Below are 15,901 nucleotides of genomic sequence, written 5' to 3'. Positions count from 1 at the left end.
GCTCCCGGAACACGCCCTGACAACTCCCGGAACACTCCGCTCCAAGTGCGGGCAGCCCGGCGCCCGGGCCCCCCGCCCCGCCCCTCACTCGCCACCCGCCCCCAGAAGCGGAAGCATGAGTTCATCGATCAGCTCGGCGAGATCGGACTCCGTCCATTCGCTTCCGTACACCTTGGAGCGGTACATCATCATCGCGGGGATGGTCTCGCAGACGAGGTCGCTCTCCGCCCCGCGCCGGACTTCGCCCCGCTCCGTTCCACGGCGTACGACCGCCCTGATCTGATCCACCGACGGCCTGATGACGCCATCGAAGATCACCTCATGAAAGCGCTCCGCCATGGCTCCGTCGCATTCGTGAAGGACCGCGCGAAGGGCGATACCGGGGCGCGAGTACATCGCCTCCCGCATCTTGCGGCACAGCTGGAGCAGATCTTCCCGAACACTGCCGCTGTCAGATACGGCACCGATACCGGGCAGCCCGGCCTGGAGCGCATCCGCGACGAGGTCCTCCTTCGAGGGCCACCGGCGGTACACCGCCGCCTTGCCGGTCTGCGCACCGGCGGCCACACCTTCCATCGTCAGACCATTCCAGCCGACGGTGCTGAGCTGTTCCAGTGCGGCATCCAGAATGGCGCGTTCCAGTACGGCACCGCGGCGGCGAGGAGAGGCCCTGCGAGCGGGCGCGGCCGGCCATCGCGAAGTAGCCATCTCTGTCTCTCCATCGGGGCGTTGAGGCTCCACCGGGGCGAGCGGAGGCATGCGCACGGCGGTACGTTCCCCCGATTCCGGCCGGAGCGCGACCGGCTCCGCTCCCTCATCCTCTCCCTCAACTCCCCTCGTTACCAATTGTGTTCATGGTTGCGGCTTCACTAAGGTCGCACATAGTGAACGGTAGCGTTCACTACTCGCGGTTCAAGGGGGGGGACCCACCGTGACGCACCACCAAGCTGACGCTCGCGCCCGCCAACCCAAACCCGTAACCGATCCCCGGACGGCCCGCCGCGGCATAGCGCTGACGATCATCGCGGCCTGCCAGTTGATGGTCGTGCTCGACGCCACGATCGTGAACATCGCCCTGCCGCACATCCAGACCGACCTCGGCTTCACCACCAGCGATCTCACCTGGGTGATCAACGCCTACGCCCTGACCTTCGGCGGACTTCTCCTGCTCGGCGGCCGGGCCGGCGATCTGCTGGGCCGCCGCCGCATGTTCATCACCGGAATCGCCGTGTTCACGCTCGCCTCACTGCTCGGCGGATTCGCCCAGGAACCTTGGCAGTTGCTGGCTGCCCGAGCGCTCCAGGGCATCGGCGGCGCGATCGCCTCGCCCACCTCACTCGCTCTGATCGCCACCACGTTCCCCGAAGGCCCCGAACGCAATCGGGCCTTCGGCGTCTTCGCCGCCGTCTCCGCGGGCGGCGGCGCCATCGGGCTGCTCGCCGGCGGCATGCTCACCGACTGGCTGGACTGGCGTTGGGTGCTGTTCGTCAACGTACCCATCGGCATACTGATCGCCGCCCTGGCCCCACGCTTCATCCAGGAGTCCCAGCGCCACCCGGGCCGCTTCGACCTGACCGGAGCGCTCACCTCGACCACGGGCATGGCCGCCCTCGTCTACGGCTTCATCCGCGCGGCGCAGGACGGCTGGCGCGACGCCGTCGCGTTGACGTCGTTCGGCATCGCCCTGATACTCCTGGTCTCCTTCGTCACGGTCGAACGCCGCACCGCCCAACCGATCACGCCCTTGGGGCTGTTCGCCGACCGCAACCGCTCCGGCACCTACGCGATGATGCTCAGCCTCGCGGCCGCGATGTTCGGGATGTTCTTCTTCATCGTGCTGTTCGTGCAGAACGTGCTGCACTACAGCCCGATCAAGGCGGGCCTGGCCTTCCTTCCCGTGACCGTCGCCATCGTCACCGGTGCGGGCCTGTCCACCAGCCTGCTGCCCCGCCTCGGCCCCAAGCCCTTCATGGTCACCGGCAGCCTCCTCACCGCCGTCGGGATGGGCTGGCTCACCTTCATCGACCCCGGCAGTTCGTACGTGTCCGGGGTTCTCGGCCCCATGCTCCTCTTCGGCCTCGGCATGGGTCTCAACTTCGTGACCCTCACCCTGACCGCGGTCTCCGGCATCGCCGACAGCGAATCCGGCGCGGCGTCCGGGCTGCTCAACACCACTCAGCAGGTCGGCGGCGCGCTCGGCCTGTCCATCCTCACCACGGTCTTCGGCACCGCGAGCCGCAATGAGGGCGAGAAGCAGGTCACGAAGTTGCTCGCCGAGGCCACACCGCAGCAGAAGATCACGTTCGCCAAGACCCATGAGCTGCCCGCGCCTTGGAGCGACGCCGTCCTCGCCCAGGGCATCGGCACCGCCTACATCGCCGCGACGGCCCTCGTCGCGCTGGCCGCACTGGCCGCCGTCTTCGTCATCACGGTACGCAAGAGCGACCTGGAGGCCCTGAGCGGCAAAAGCGGCACAGCAGGCATGTGACCTGCGGGGCTGCGCACTGCAAGGGGTGGGTGAGCTGCGGGGCCGCAGGGCTGCGAGGCTGCGGGGAAAGGCGAGGGGGCGTACGTCAGCGCTGACCCCGTAAGAGGTCAGCGCTGACCCCGTCGCGGACCTCAGCCCTGGTGAGGAAGCCCCGCCAGTGCCCACCCCGGCAGTGCCTCGGTCTGCTCCAGCCAGGGAGCGGGAGGGGCGCCGCCGGCACTCGCGCCGAGGACGCCGCCCACGATGGCGCACGTCGTGTCCATGTCGCCGCCGACCTGGGCCGTCGCCCAGAACGCCCGCTCGTAGTCACCGAGCCCCCGTGCCGCCGACCAGAGCGCGAAGGGCACTGTGTCGTGCGCCGTGGTGCGCCGGCCGCAGCCGAGCACCGCCGCGACGGTATTCGCGTCGCTGTAGTCGAGCATGTCCCTGGCCCGGCGGAGTCCGGCACCCACCGCGCTGCGCGGGATGAGTCCGATCACGCCGTCGAGCAGCGCACCGGGCGACGGCGGGCCCGCCGGATCCGCGGCCAGGGCCGCCGCGGCCGCCACCGCCATGGCGCCGACGACGGCCTCACGGTGCTGGTGTGTGGGATACGCCGAGATCTCCGCCTGGTGAGTGGCCTGCTCGGGGTCGTCCGCGTACCAGGCACCCAGGGGCGCGATCCGCATGGCGGCGCCGTTGCCCCACGATCCCTGGCCCTTGAACATCGCCGACGCCAGTTCCCGCCAGTCCCCGCCTTCGCGGATCAGTCTGAGCAGCCGGTTCACGGCGGGGCCGTAACCGCGGTCGAAGTCGTGGTGCTCGGCGAAGGACCGGGCCAGGGCATCCTGGTCGATCCGGCCGTGGGTGGCCAGGACGGCCAGGACAGAAGAGGCCATCTCGGTGTCGTCGGTCCACTGCCAGGGGCCCTGCGGCACTTCCCGGGCCTTGAGGAGCGGGTAGTTCACCGGCACGAAGAACTGGGAGCCGAGGGCATCCCCCACCGCCAGGCCGCGCAGGGCGGCAAGCGCGCGCTCGAGGCGCTGTTCGGAAGATGAGTCAGCGATCATGGCACTGCCACTCTATCGGGTGTCCCGGCCGAGAGACCGCCCGCACCGTCGGATACGGCACCGGCGCCCACAGCCACACACAGCCACTGCTACCTGATGCGGTCATACGTCTCGGGCTCTCGCCACCGTACGAAGGGCCGGTCCAGGGTGTACCGCCCGTCCGCCCCGAGCAGCAGCGCCCGCATCTCGGCGTTCCCCGGATTGGACAGCGCTTCGAACTCCGCGACCGACCAGTGGAACCACCGCATGCAGAACAGCCGCATGGTCAGCCCATGGGTGACCAGGAGAACGTTCGACGGATGGTCGGGCGCCTCGAAGCTGCGGTAGAGGCTCTCCAGGAACGCGCCCACCCGGTCGTACACATCGGCGCCGGACTCCCCCTGCGCGAAGCGGTAGAAGAAGTGCCCATACGCGTCGCGATAGGCCTTCTGCAGCCGTACGTCGTCCCGGTCCTGCCAGTTGCCCCAGTCCTGCTCCCGCAGCCGGGGCTCCTCCCGCACCCGGATACGCGCGGGGTCGAGGCCGAAGGCGTGCAGTGTCTCGTGCGTCCGCCGATAGGGCGAGACATAGACGCTGACACGCTCGTCCCCGAACAGTTCCCGCAGCCGCCGCCCCGTCTCCTCGGCCTGGCGCCGCCCGGTCTCGGTGAGCCGCAGGGCATGGTCGGGCTCGCGCTCGTACACCGTGTCGTCGGCATTGCCTTCCGACTCGCCGTGCCGGACGAGGACGATGCGCCGAGGTCGTGCCATGCCGAAACCCTAGATCGGGTGATCGGACCGTGGTCAACCGAGGAGGCGTCCGGACTCCATCCGGCGTATTCGCCCCTTGAACCGCTGCCGCAGCAGACGGTCGTGCGAGACCACCACCAGAGCGCCGGGCCACTGCTCGAGCGCCGTCTCCAGTTCCTCGAGGAGTCCCAGCGCGAGGTGATTGGCCGGTTCGTCGAGCAGGAGCAGGTCGGCCGGTCGGGCGAGCAGGCGGGCGAGGGCAAGGCGCCGGCGCTGTCCAGCGGAGAGCGCGCCGACCGGCACCCGCAGGTCCCGGGGGTGGAACAGACCACCCGAGCGGCGGTGCGCGACGCCGTGATCACCGGCCTGAGCGAACACGGCTATCCGGGACTGACCGTCGAATACGTCGCCGAGCACTCGGGGGTGCACAAGACGACGCTCTACCGCCGCTGGGGTGGGCTGGAAGGCCTGCTCGCGGAGGCTCTGGACCTTGCGGGCGACGACGCGTGGACGGCTCCCGACACCGGCAGCCTCGAAGGCGATCTGCGGGCCCTTGCCCTCGAAGTGGTGGACTCCTTCGCGCGCCCGGACGACGCCGCGGCCCCCACGGCCTTCATCGCGGCGGCCTTCCAGTCCGAGCGGGCGGCGGACGCTCTGCGCGCCTTCTACACCGAGCGGTTCAGCCGCTGCGAGGCGGTCGTGACCCGCGCCGTGGCCCGCGGCGAGGCGACCGCAGCCATTGATTCCGCGGCCCTGGTCCGGGCCGTTACGGCGCCACTGTTCCTACGGCTGTTCATTACGCGCGAACCGGTCGACACCGCGCTCGCCGACCAGTCCGCGGCCGTCGCGCTGGCAGCGGCCCGTGCGGGCGCGTTCAACCGGCCGGACTGACCCCGAGCTCAACCGGCCGCACCGACCCCGACATCAACCCACCGGAAAGTCGGGGCTCAACCCACCGGAGCGAGCACGAGCCGGCCCGACGCAAGCGGTCCAGCACGCCAGTCCGTCACACCGTCCAGGAGGGCTCAAGCTCCACGACGTCCCCGGCGAGCGCCGCCACATCGGCCTCCGTCTGCGCCCGCAGCGAAAGCCGTTCCACCCGCTCGGCCTGGTACTTGCCGTGCTCGGCGGCGGACTGCCACATGGACAGCACCAGGAATTCATGTCCCGGCGCCTCGCCGAAGAGGCCGCGGACCATGCCCGGCGACCCGGCCATCGCCGGGTTCCAGATCTTCTCCTGCACCAGCGCGAAATGCTCTACGCGCTCCTCGTGCACCTTGCAGTGCGCCAGGCGGATCACGTCGGCGTCCGTGAAGCGCGGCTCGAAGCCCGTCTTCACGTCGAATCGGTGGTCGAAGAGCTTGGCTTGGAGGTCCTTGAACGTCCCCGACTGTGCGGCGCTCAGCCGATCGTGGGAGCGCGCCATGAAGGAGTCGTAGAAAGCGCGGCTCTCCCAGAAGGAGAAGACATGGACGACGTGGGGCCGTTTACGGCTCCATCCGCCGCCCTGCCCCCGGAACCCCGGCTCCCCCAGAAGCCCCGCCCACTTCCGCTGCCCGCGCTCAAAGCCTCGGCGGTCGACCACAGTGCAGCGAATCCACTTGACCAGCACCGCGCCATCCTACGATGCGGAACGTGTCGCCGGTCACTCTCCGGAGGCAGTCATCGGTAAGAGCTACGAATTTCCGCTCCCCCAGGCGCAGTTGGCGCTCTACGCGCGCGTGCAGCCGTCAACTTACGGAGTCACTGCACCCGTTGTCACAGGCGGGCCGTAACGTGTCTCATCAGAAGTGACCATGTGATGTCGTATCAACTCGGTGCCGAGTTAGGGGGATTCCGGTGAGCAGCGTCAAGAAGGGGCTCAGCAAGGTCGAGGTGGGGCTGCGATGGGATCCGAGCCCCATAGGTGCGCCAGAACACGACCTCGACCTCGTCGCCGTGACCTATGCCGCCGACGCCGCCTACGACGACCCCGCCTATGTCGTGCACTTCGACAGCCGCTCGCCCGACGGCACGATCATCCTCAACAGGGACAGCCGCACCGGCCAGGGTTTCGGCTACGACGAGATCATGACCCTGGAGTTCGACCGCCTCGCGGAGACGTACACACGCGTGGTGGTCGGCGTGGTGATACAGCAGAACGAAGAGCGGAAGACCTTCGGCGACATAGGGAACACAGGGGTGCGCATCGCCGAGGGGTACACGGAGTTGGCGACCAGCGACCTCGCCGAGGCCGCAGGCTCCACGGCCGCGACGCTCGCCGAGTTCACTCGCGATGAGACCGGCGCCTGGGAGTTCCGCAGCACTGTCCGCGGCTTCGACGCCGACCCGGCGTCCTTCGCCACACAGCTCGGCACACTCTCCTGACGAGGACGCACCCACTGGCGAAGGCGCACCCTCGCGGCCGGGAAACCGCCGAGGGGCGGTGAGCCGGTCCGGCTCACCGCCCCTCGGGCAGATAGATCACTCGGTCACCGAGTGGCGACCGCTCAGCTGCAACCGCTGGTGGAGCCGCAGCCCTCGCAGATGTAGCAGGAACCAGCCCGCTGCATCTTCGTACCGCAGGAGAAGCAGAGCGGGGCGTCCGCCTGGATGCCCAGCTGCATCTCGACGAGCTCAGCGGAGGTGTGCGCCTCCTGAGGAGCCGTCTTGGCGGCCTCGGCCTGCGGCGCGGAGACCGACTTCAGCAGTTCCTGCGCCCGCGGCGCCGACTGAGCCAGACCCTCGACGTCGACCTCTTCCTCGGTCGGCTCGTAGGAACCCGTCTCAAGGTGGCGCTGGCGCTCCTCGGCGGAGTGGATGCCGAGCGCCGAGCGGGTCTCGAAGGGCAGGAAGTCGAGCGCCAGGCGGCGGAAGATGTAGTCGACGATCGACTGCGCCATCCGCACATCCGGGTCGTCGGTCATGCCGGCCGGCTCGAAGCGCATGTTCGTGAACTTCGAGACGTACGTCTCAAGGGGCACGCCGTACTGCAGACCCACGGAGACGGCGATGGAGAAGGCGTCCATCATGCCCGCGAGGGTCGAGCCCTGCTTCGACATCTTCAGGAAGACCTCGCCCAGACCGTCGTCCGGGTAGGAGTTGGCGGTCATGTAGCCCTCGGCGCCGCCCACCGTGAAGGAGGTGGTGATGCCGGGACGGCCCTTCGGGAGGCGCTTGCGGACCGGGCGGTACTCGACGACCTTCTCGACCGCCTCGCGGATGGTCTCCTCGGTCTTCGCGGTGACCTCGGCCTTCTCCTCCTCCTTCTTCTTGGCGGAGAGGGGCTGGCCGACCTTGCAGTTGTCGCGGTAGATGGCGAGCGCCTTGACGCCCAGCTTCCACGCCTCGAAGTAGACCTCTTCGACGTCCTCGACGGTCGCGCTCTCGGGGAGGTTGACCGTCTTGGAGAGCGCGCCGGAGATCCAGGGCTGGATCGCGGCCATCATGCGGACGTGGCCCATCGCGGAGATGGAGCGCTCGCCCATGGCGCAGTCGAAGACCTCGTAGTGCTCCGGCTTGAGGCCCGGGGCGTCGATCACATTGCCGTGGTCGGCGATGTGGGCGACGATCGCCTCGACCTGCTCCGGCTGGTAGCCGAGGCGGCGCAGCGCCTGCGGCACGGTGCCGTTGACGATCTGCATCGAGCCGCCGCCGACCAGCTTCTTGAACTTGACCAGCGCGAGGTCGGGCTCAAGACCGGTGGTGTCGCAGGACATCGCCAGACCGATGGTGCCGGTCGGGGCGATGACGGACGCCTGGGAGTTGCGGAAGCCGTGCTTCTCGCCGAGCCGGATCACGTCCTGCCAGGCCTCCGTCGCAGCGGCCCAGACCGGGGTGTCCAGGTCGTCCACGCGGATGGCCTTGCCGTTGGCGTCGGCGTGCTGCTTCATGACGCGCTTGTGCGGCGTGGCGTTGCGGGCGTAGCCGTCGTACGGACCGACCACCGAGGCGAGTTCGGCGGAGCGCTTGTACGACGTGCCCGTCATCAGCGAGGTGATGGCGCCGGCGAGCGCGCGGCCGCCGTCGGAGTCGTAGGCGTGGCCGGTCGCCATCAGCAGGGCGCCGAGGTTGGCGTAGCCGATGCCGAGCTGGCGGTAGGCGCGGGTGTTCTCGCCGATCTTCTGGGTCGGGAAGTCCGCGAAGCAGATCGAGATGTCCATCGCGGTGATGACCAGCTCGACGACCTTGGCGAAGCGCTCGGACTCGAAGGACTGGTTGCCCTCGTCGTCGTCCTTGAGGAACTTCATCAGGTTCAGCGAGGCGAGGTTGCACGAGGTGTTGTCCAGGTGCATGTACTCGCTGCACGGGTTCGAGCCGTTGATCCGGCCGGACTCCGGGCAGGTGTGCCAGGCGTTGATGGTGTCGTCGTACTGGATGCCGGGGTCGGCACAGGCCCAGGCGGCCTCGGCCATCTTGCGGAAGAGGGACTTGGCCTCGACCTCTTCGATGACGTCGCCGGTCATGCGGGCACGCAGTCCGAACTTGGAGCCGGACTCCACGGCCTTCATGAACTCGTCGTTCACACGGACCGAGTTGTTGGCGTTCTGGTACTGGACGGACGTGATGTCGTCGCCGCCCAGGTCCATGTCGAAGCCCGCGTCACGCAGCGCGCGGATCTTCTCCTCTTCCTTCACCTTGGTCTCGATGAAGCCCTCGATGTCGGGGTGGTCGACGTCGAGGATGACCATCTTGGCCGCGCGGCGCGTGGCGCCACCGGACTTGATCGTTCCTGCGGAGGCGTCGGCACCGCGCATGAAGGAGACCGGACCCGAGGCGTTGCCGCCCGAGGAAAGGAGTTCCTTGGAGGAACGGATACGGGAGAGGTTCAGGCCGGCACCGGAGCCGCCCTTGAAGATCATGCCCTCTTCCTTGTACCAGTCGAGGATCGACTCCATGGAGTCGTCGACGGACAGGATGAAGCAGGCGGAGACCTGCTGCGGCTGAGGTGTGCCGACGTTGAACCACACCGGGGAGTTGAAGCTGAAGATCTGGTGCAGGAGGGCGTACGCCAGCTCGTGCTCGAAGATCTCGGCGTCCGCGGGCGAGGCGAAGTAGTTGTTGTCCTCACCAGCCTTGCGGTAGGTCTTCACGATCCGGTCGATGAGCTGCTTGAGACCGGTTTCGCGCTGCGGGGTGCCGACGGCCCCGCGGAAGTACTTGCTGGTGACGATGTTGACCGCGTTCACCGACCAGAAGTCGGGGAACTCGACGCCACGCTGCTCGAAGTTGACCGAGCCGTCGCGCCAATTGGTCATGACGACGTCACGGCGCTCCCACGCCACCTCGTCGTACGGATGCACGCCGGGGGTGGTGTGAATGCGCTCGATACGCAGACCCTTGCTCGCCTTGGATCCCTTGGTACGGGAACCTCGTGCCGGGCCGCTCGCCGTCTCTGTCATGCCGCCTCCCTGTATCGGGCTAAAACGCCCTGAAGTGCCTCGTTCTTCCCGTGGCACGGTGTGTGTCTGAATGTCCTGGGCGCCGCGGAACGCCGCCCCTGACAGGTCTCGATCGCCGCCGATAGACCGGACCGGCGCGCTTGCGCGGTCCGTTCCGGCCTGCCCGTCAGTCGGCGGCGTTGGCGGGCACAGGGACTTCGACAGCCCCTCCGGACCCGCGGTCGGCCTCTTGGCCCTGGTCGTCCTCGCCGTTCGCGGAGCTCCGCTGCTCCCGGAGTTCCGTGATGGCGCTTTCGAAGTCCTCGAGCGAGTCGAACGCCCGGTACACGGACGCGAAACGCAGGTAGGCGACGAGGTCGAGCTCGCGCAGCGGACCGAGTATGGCCAGACCCACGTCATGGGTGGTCAGCTCGGCGCTGCCGGTGGCGCGCACCGCCTCTTCGACCCGCTGGCCGAGCTGGGCGAGAGCGTCCTCAGTCACCGGTCGCCCCTGGCATGCCTTGCGGACGCCATTGATGACCTTGGTGCGGCTGAAAGGTTCGGTCACCCCGCTGCGCTTGATCACCATCAGCGAGCAGGTCTCCACGGTCGTGAAACGACGGGAGCAATCCGGGCACTGTCGGCGCCTGCGGATCGACGTGCCGTCGTCCGTGGTGCGGCTGTCGACGACGCGGCTGTCGGGGTGCCTGCAGAAGGGGCAGTGCATAACTCCCAACCCTCCTTCACAGCACGACTGAATGGCCTCGAAGAGGGCCTTGAGCCCCTCGAAGCAGCCCCAAGCATAGGTGATGGCCACGGGCCCGAAGGACCAGGGACCACAACTTCTGGGCGCCTGAGCCAATCCAACCACTAGATCTGGGGTTTGGCCTCATTTTCGACGCCATCGCGTGTCGCGCGTCGCGAGCCGACGACGAGAGTACGTGAAGGGGGGTCGCACACCGCCCGCGGGACCGCGGGTGGCACACTGAGGACCCTTCGGAGGGGTCACCGCCCCGGCGGTGAAGAGTACCGTAATGAACCGAATTGCCTTCCGGTCGAGGATTAGCCATACACCCGGGCACATGATCACGTCAGGCAATTCTCGCTTTTTCACTCGAACGTGTGTTTGGCGCAACCTTTCGAAAGCAACTACCGTTGTCCAACTAGGGAGAACATCTCGAGAGGGGCCGCCGTGACCACCACCGCAGACAGCGCCACCATCACCGCCCAGGACCGTTCCCAGGGCCGACTCGAGCCGGTGCATGCCATGAATGACGCAGCCACGAACCCGGAGGGGTCCAAGCCCACACGCTCGCTGCCCGGCCGACCTCCAGGTATCAGGGCGGACAGCACCGGCCTCACCGACCGTCAGCGCCGAGTGATCGAGGTGATCCGGGACTCCGTGCAGCGGCGCGGCTACCCCCCGTCGATGCGGGAGATCGGCCAGGCGGTGGGCCTCTCCAGCACGTCGTCGGTCGCCCACCAGCTGATGGCGCTCGAGCGCAAGGGCTTCCTGCGCCGCGACCCGCACCGGCCCCGGGCCTACGAGGTGCGTGGCTCGGACCAGCCCAGCAGCCAGCCCACCGACACGACCGGGAAGCCCGCGGCCTCGTATGTCCCGCTGGTGGGCCGGATCGCGGCAGGTGGCCCGATCCTCGCCGAGGAGTCGGTCGAGGACGTCTTCCCGCTCCCCCGGCAGCTGGTCGGTGACGGCGAGCTCTTCGTCCTCAAGGTCGTCGGCGACTCGATGATCGAAGCGGCGATCTGCGACGGCGACTGGGTCACGGTCCGCCGCCAGCCCGTCGCGGAGAACGGCGACATCGTGGCCGCCATGCTCGACGGCGAAGCGACGGTCAAGCGCTTCAAGCGCGAGGACGGGCACGTCTGGCTGCTCCCGCACAACTCCGCGTACCAGCCCATCCCCGGTGACGAGGCGACCATCCTCGGCAAGGTGGTGGCGGTGCTTCGGCGGGTCTGAGCACCCCCCGCCCATGACCGGGCCCCGGAACCAACTGCGCCGGTTCCGGGGCCCTGTGCTGTGTCCGTAGGCCGTGAGCGGCCTGCTCTGGGCTGCCGTAGGCCCGCCAGTCCCACAGCCGCACCAGGCAGTCCCACAGCCGCACTGGGGGCGTGGGCACGGCCAGGCGCTCCGGAGGGCGGCGGGCAGTGGCCAGGGTCGAGCCCCCTCTGACGCTCCGCGGACGGTACGCCAGAGGTGCGAGTCGTCTCCCCTGCGAAGGCAGGCTCCGGCTCGACTTCAGCGGGGGTCGGGTTACGCCTCCGCCGCCTTTGCCGTGGCGTCGATCGCCGCCAATGAACGGCGTACTTGATTACGGTCCGTGGTGTACCAGAACTCGGGCAGCGAGGCCTTCAAGTAGCTGCCGTAACGCGCTGTGGCCAGCCGCGGATCGAGCACCGCGACCACTCCCCGGTCACCCGTCGCACGCACCAGCCGGCCCGCGCCCTGTGCCATCAGAAGCGCCGCATGCGTCGCCGCCACGGCCATGAAGCCATTGCCGCCCGAGTCCTCGACGGCCTTCTGGCGCGCACTCATCAGCGGGTCGTCCGGACGCGGGAACGGGATCTTGTCCATCACGACGAGCTGACAACTGGCGCCCGGCACATCCACGCCCTGCCAGAGCGAGAGCGTGCCGAAGAGACAGGTCTTGGGGTCCGCCGCGAAGTTCTTGATCAGTTCACCGAGGGTCTCCTCACCCTGCAGCAGAATCGGGAACTCCGGGATGCGCGACCGCAGTTCCTCTGCTGCGGACTGGGCGGCGCGCATCGAGGAGAACAGCCCGAGGGTCCGGCCCCCGCTCGCCTGGATCAATTCCGTCAGCTCATCGAGCATGTCGCTGCGCGTGCCCTCACGCGACGGCCGTGCCAGGTGCTTGGCGACGTACAGAATTCCCTGCTTGCCGTAGTCGAAGGGGGAGCCGACGTCGATGCCCTTCCAGATGGGCAGCTCCGCGGCGTCGGTGCCCTCCGTCCCGGCGATGCCCTCGGGGGCAAGGCCGAGAGAAGCCCCCACGCCGTTGAAATCGCCGCCCAGCTTGAGGGTCGCAGAGGTCAGGACCACAGAGCGGTCCGTGAAGAGCTTCTCCCTCAGCAGGCCGGAGACGGACATCGGGGCCACCCTCAGGGAGGCCCCGAAGCGGTCGTGCCGCTCGTACCAGACGACGTCCCACTCGGAGCCGTTCGTGATGCGCTCCGCCACGTCGTGAATGGTCTCGACCGAGGCCAGGGCCTGCTTGCGTACGGCGTCCTCGTCCTGGACGGATTTGTCGCGGGTGGAGCCGAGGGCGGAGATGACATTGCGCGCGGCGTCACGCAGCGCGAGCAAGGCATACCCCAGATCCTCGGGGATCTCCTCCAGACGGCCCGGCAGGGCCAGCTCCATCAGGCGCTCGAAGGTCTCGGCGGCCGTCTGGAGCTGGTCGGCGATCTTCTCGTTGACCAGCTTGGCCGAGCGGCGCACCGCGCGGTTCACCTGGCCCGGGGTGAGCTCGCCGGTGGCCACGCCGGTGACGCGGGAGACCAGCTCGTGCCCTTCGTCGACGATCAGCACCTCGTGCTGGGGCAGCACCGGTGCGCCCTCGATGGCGTCGATGGCGAGCAGGGCGTGATTGGTGACGATGACCTCGGCGAGCTTGGCGCGCTCGCGGGCCATCTCTGCGAAGCACTCCGCTCCATACGCGCATTTCGACGCCCCCAGGCACTCCCGGGAGGACACCGACACCTGTGACCAAGCGCGGTCGGAGACGCCCGGTGTCAGGTCGTCGCGGTCGCCTGTCTCGGTCTCGTCCGCCCAGTCACGCATCCGCAGCAGGTCCTGGCCCAGCTTGCTGGTGGGCGCGGCCGCCTCGAACTGGTCGAAGAGACCCTCTTCCTCGTCCTGGGGCACACCCTCATGGAGGCGGTGCAGGCACAGATAGTTGGAACGGCCCTTGAGCATGGCGAACTGCGGGCGCCGGCGCAGCAGGGGGTGCAGCGCCTCGACCGTACGCGGAAGGTCTCGCTCCACGAGCTGCCGCTGCAGGGCGAGCGTGGCGGTCGCGACCACGACGCGCTCTCCGTGCGCGAGCGCGGGCACGAGATAGCCGAGCGACTTGCCCGTGCCGGTGCCGGCCTGGACGAGCAGATGGGAGCCGCCGTCGATGGCCTCGGCGACGGACTCGGCCATGGTCACCTGGCCAGGGCGCTCCGTGCCGCCGACAGCGGTGACGGCGGCATGCAGGAGTTCGGGGAGGGAGGGCTTCGTCATAGCTCGACCACCCTACGGGGCACCACTGACAACCCCGCGATCAAGGCTGGTGGAGGGGGTTGGGAACGGTGCCGTGGACGGCGGCGTGCGGGCGCTGCGGGCGGTCGCGGTAGCCGTCGAGGTGCAGCCGGTTCCGGTTCAGGCAGAGACGCTCGATGTGCGGTGTGAGCAGGTCGAAGGTCTCGAAGCGGTCCTTGAGCTCGGGGAAGCGGGCCTGGTGACGGAGGATCTCGGCTCGCACGAGCGCCCAGAACTCGGCTTCGGGTACGTCCAGTTGCTCCTCGCACAGTGGGGCGAGGTAGCGGAACACTCCGACAAAGAGCCCGGAGTGGATGAACTGGGTGAGGAAGGCGGGCGGCTCGGTGAGCAGGACGTCGCGGACGTCGTCCGGCATCGTCTCGTGCTCGGGCAGGGGGTCCGCGCTGACGTTGACGTCGTCGACGAAGTCCTTCACGGCGAGCCGGACCGGCACATCGGCGTCGTCGAAGACGACGATGGCGTTCTCCCCGTGGGGCGAGAAGACGGTGCCGTAGCGGTACAGGAAGTGCAGCAGCGGGGGCAGCAGGGCGGCGAAGAGACGGCGCAGCCAGACCTCGGGCGTCAGGCCCGAGCGGGCCACGAGCTCCGTGGTGAACGCCCGCCCCTGGGGATCGGTGTGCAGCAGCGACGCCAGCGTGCGGGCCCGCTCCCCCGGCGCGAGGTAACGGCCCAGTGGCTCCCTCCAGATGGCGCCGAGCAGTTCCTTGTACTGGTAGGGCACTTCGGGCAGCGCCCCGTAGAGAGGGTGCTCGACGGCGACCGAGGCGACCTCTCCCAGGAGGACCACACGGCAGTCGTCCCGGAGGAAGGAATCCCCGTCGCGCAGCGAGTGCACCCACGCGGTCACTGCCGGTGCGGCCAGCGTGCGCTCGGTCGGAAGGCCGCGCCACACAAGGGTGTTGAGGATGGACAGCGGCAGCTTCACCGTGTGCCGGTCGGGGCGCGACACATTGAGGAAGGTACGGATCGACTGCTGGGGCAGGCGCGTGTCCGCGTCTGCGTCCGCCGGGAGCGGGATGATGTCACCGGCGGCGACGGACGGTGCGAAGAGCGGCAGCACGACTTCGTCCCACTGCCAGGGATGGACCGGCAGGTACAAGTACTGCTCCGGATTGAGACCACGCGCGCGTAGTGCGTCATCGAACGTCCCACGGACCGCGGCGTCGAGCTCCCGGACGTAGAGACGCTCCGGGGTGTCGAGATCGGCCACGCCGCGGTACGTCGCGAGCCGGGTGTGCACCGCCATCCAGGGCAGCGTGACGGTAGTACGTGCTTCCGGTGCCCAGCGGGCGGTGTCCGTGGCCGAGAATCCGAGGCGGCCCTTGTTGAGGATGAGCCAGGGGTGACCGGTCTGATGGCCCTCGAGTTCCGCGTAGCCGAGGTCGGCCAGGTCCGCCGCGGCGAGCGCGGTGTGGTCGAGGCGCGCGTCGGCGGCGAGTGTGGCGCTGAGCTCGCGGATGAGATGTCCGAGTGTGGCCCCGTCCAGGCCGAGTGTGTGATGCGCCCGCATGAGAAAGGTGAGCGGATCGCCGAACGGGCTGTGACTGCCGTCCGCCTCGCGCAGGGTGATCGTGGCGGGGTCGACACGCCAACTCCCGTATGCGATACGGCGGGCGCGGAAGCTGAGCCGGGCTCCTTCGTCGAGGCCGAGGGCGTACGAGTCTTCGGCAGCTCCGGGTTCCGCCTGCGGCTTGAGGATCTCCTCGTGGGCGAACTCGCCGAGCAATTTGGCAAGCAGCCGGCGGGCGGCGTGCTCCCAGGCCTGACGGTTCAGCTCCGGAGGTGAGTGGAGCGCGGACGGCTTTCCCGAGTCGTGGTCGGCGGGGACATTCAGCACGGGGACTCCGGAATCAATGCGAGGTGACTGGACGGGCGAGGTGCGGGAGGCGGAGTTCGGGGAGGGCGGAGTTCGGGAGGTGAGGGGAGTGGGGCGGGGCCGGTGAACTGGTTGCGCTCGAGTGGGAACCCGATCG

At 68.7% G+C, this 15,901-nt stretch carries 12 protein-coding genes and 1 pseudogene; 4 read left to right on the top strand and 9 right to left on the bottom strand.

The genetic code is table 11. The features are described 5' to 3' along the window. Positions 1-84: 84 nt before the first annotated feature. The gene (locus tag ACFQVC_RS00425) at positions 85-708 is read right to left on the bottom strand and encodes a TetR/AcrR family transcriptional regulator (RefSeq protein ID WP_381827010.1); all 624 of its coding nucleotides are present in this window, start codon (positions 706-708) and stop codon (positions 85-87) included. Between the two features lie 298 nt (positions 709-1,006). On the opposite strand from ACFQVC_RS00425, the gene ACFQVC_RS00420 reads away from it, so the two are divergent. Next, positions 1,007-2,488: an MFS transporter gene (locus ACFQVC_RS00420; RefSeq protein ID WP_381827008.1), complete on the top strand. Its 1,482-nt coding sequence runs from the start codon at positions 1,007-1,009 to the stop codon at positions 2,486-2,488. A 131-nt stretch (positions 2,489-2,619) separates the two neighbouring features. Here the strand turns inward: ACFQVC_RS00420 and ACFQVC_RS00415 are convergent, their stop codons facing one another. From ACFQVC_RS00415 to ACFQVC_RS00405, 3 genes and pseudogenes are all read right to left on the bottom strand, one after another. After that, a complete protein-coding gene (locus tag ACFQVC_RS00415; RefSeq protein ID WP_381825142.1) occupies positions 2,620-3,537 on the bottom strand; it encodes an ADP-ribosylglycohydrolase family protein in 918 nt (305 codons plus the stop codon). Between the two features lie 89 nt (positions 3,538-3,626). Continuing rightward, positions 3,627-4,286, bottom strand: coding sequence for a histidine phosphatase family protein (locus tag ACFQVC_RS00410; protein ID WP_381825140.1), 660 nt, complete (start codon positions 4,284-4,286; stop codon positions 3,627-3,629). A 33-nt stretch (positions 4,287-4,319) separates the two neighbouring features. Beyond that, a pseudogene (locus ACFQVC_RS00405) lies at positions 4,320-4,595 on the bottom strand (ATP-binding cassette domain-containing protein); the annotation flags it as partial. Here ACFQVC_RS00405 and ACFQVC_RS00400 point away from each other — a divergent pair. Beyond that, positions 4,584-5,156, top strand: coding sequence for a TetR/AcrR family transcriptional regulator (locus ACFQVC_RS00400; RefSeq protein ID WP_381825138.1), 573 nt, complete (start codon positions 4,584-4,586; stop codon positions 5,154-5,156). The pseudogene ACFQVC_RS00405 and the gene ACFQVC_RS00400 sit on opposite strands and share 12 nt — an antisense overlap. A gap of 115 nt (positions 5,157-5,271) precedes the next feature. On the opposite strand, the gene ACFQVC_RS00395 is transcribed toward ACFQVC_RS00400, so the two are convergent. Then, positions 5,272-5,877: a YdbC family protein gene (locus tag ACFQVC_RS00395; protein ID WP_381825137.1), complete on the bottom strand. Its 606-nt coding sequence runs from the start codon at positions 5,875-5,877 to the stop codon at positions 5,272-5,274. Positions 5,878-6,104: 227 nt separating this feature from the next. On the opposite strand from ACFQVC_RS00395, the gene ACFQVC_RS00390 reads away from it, so the two are divergent. Continuing rightward, positions 6,105-6,632 carry a TerD family protein gene (locus ACFQVC_RS00390; RefSeq protein WP_381825135.1) on the top strand — a complete coding sequence of 176 codons (528 nt, stop codon included), beginning with the start codon at positions 6,105-6,107 and terminating at the stop codon, positions 6,630-6,632. 122 nt (positions 6,633-6,754) lie between these two features. Here ACFQVC_RS00390 and ACFQVC_RS00385 read toward each other — a convergent pair whose 3' ends face one another. Continuing rightward, positions 6,755-9,646, bottom strand: coding sequence for a vitamin B12-dependent ribonucleotide reductase (locus ACFQVC_RS00385; protein WP_381825133.1), 2,892 nt, complete (start codon positions 9,644-9,646; stop codon positions 6,755-6,757). A gap of 166 nt (positions 9,647-9,812) precedes the next feature. Further along, entirely contained in the window at positions 9,813-10,352 is a 540-nt protein-coding gene (gene nrdR / locus ACFQVC_RS00380) for a transcriptional regulator NrdR (RefSeq protein WP_381827006.1), read from the bottom strand. Positions 10,353-10,817: 465 nt separating this feature from the next. On the opposite strand from nrdR, the gene lexA reads away from it, so the two are divergent. Next, positions 10,818-11,603, top strand: a complete 786-nt coding sequence (gene lexA, locus ACFQVC_RS00375; protein WP_381825131.1) for a transcriptional repressor LexA — start codon at positions 10,818-10,820, stop codon at positions 11,601-11,603. A 294-nt stretch (positions 11,604-11,897) separates the two neighbouring features. On the opposite strand, the gene ACFQVC_RS00370 is transcribed toward lexA, so the two are convergent. Then, positions 11,898-13,889, bottom strand: coding sequence for an ATP-dependent DNA helicase (locus ACFQVC_RS00370; RefSeq protein ID WP_381825129.1), 1,992 nt, complete (start codon positions 13,887-13,889; stop codon positions 11,898-11,900). 40 nt (positions 13,890-13,929) lie between these two features. Then, positions 13,930-15,765, bottom strand: a complete 1,836-nt coding sequence (locus ACFQVC_RS00365) for an IucA/IucC family protein (RefSeq protein WP_381825127.1) — start codon at positions 15,763-15,765, stop codon at positions 13,930-13,932. Positions 15,766-15,901: the final 136 nt, after the last annotated feature.

The organism is Streptomyces monticola (genome assembly GCF_042665355.1).
Taxonomy (GTDB): Bacteria; Actinomycetota; Actinomycetes; order Streptomycetales; family Streptomycetaceae; genus Streptomyces; species Streptomyces monticola.
The sequence above is the reverse complement of the archived record's forward strand: the minus strand, read 5'-3'. Positions and strand labels throughout refer to the sequence as shown.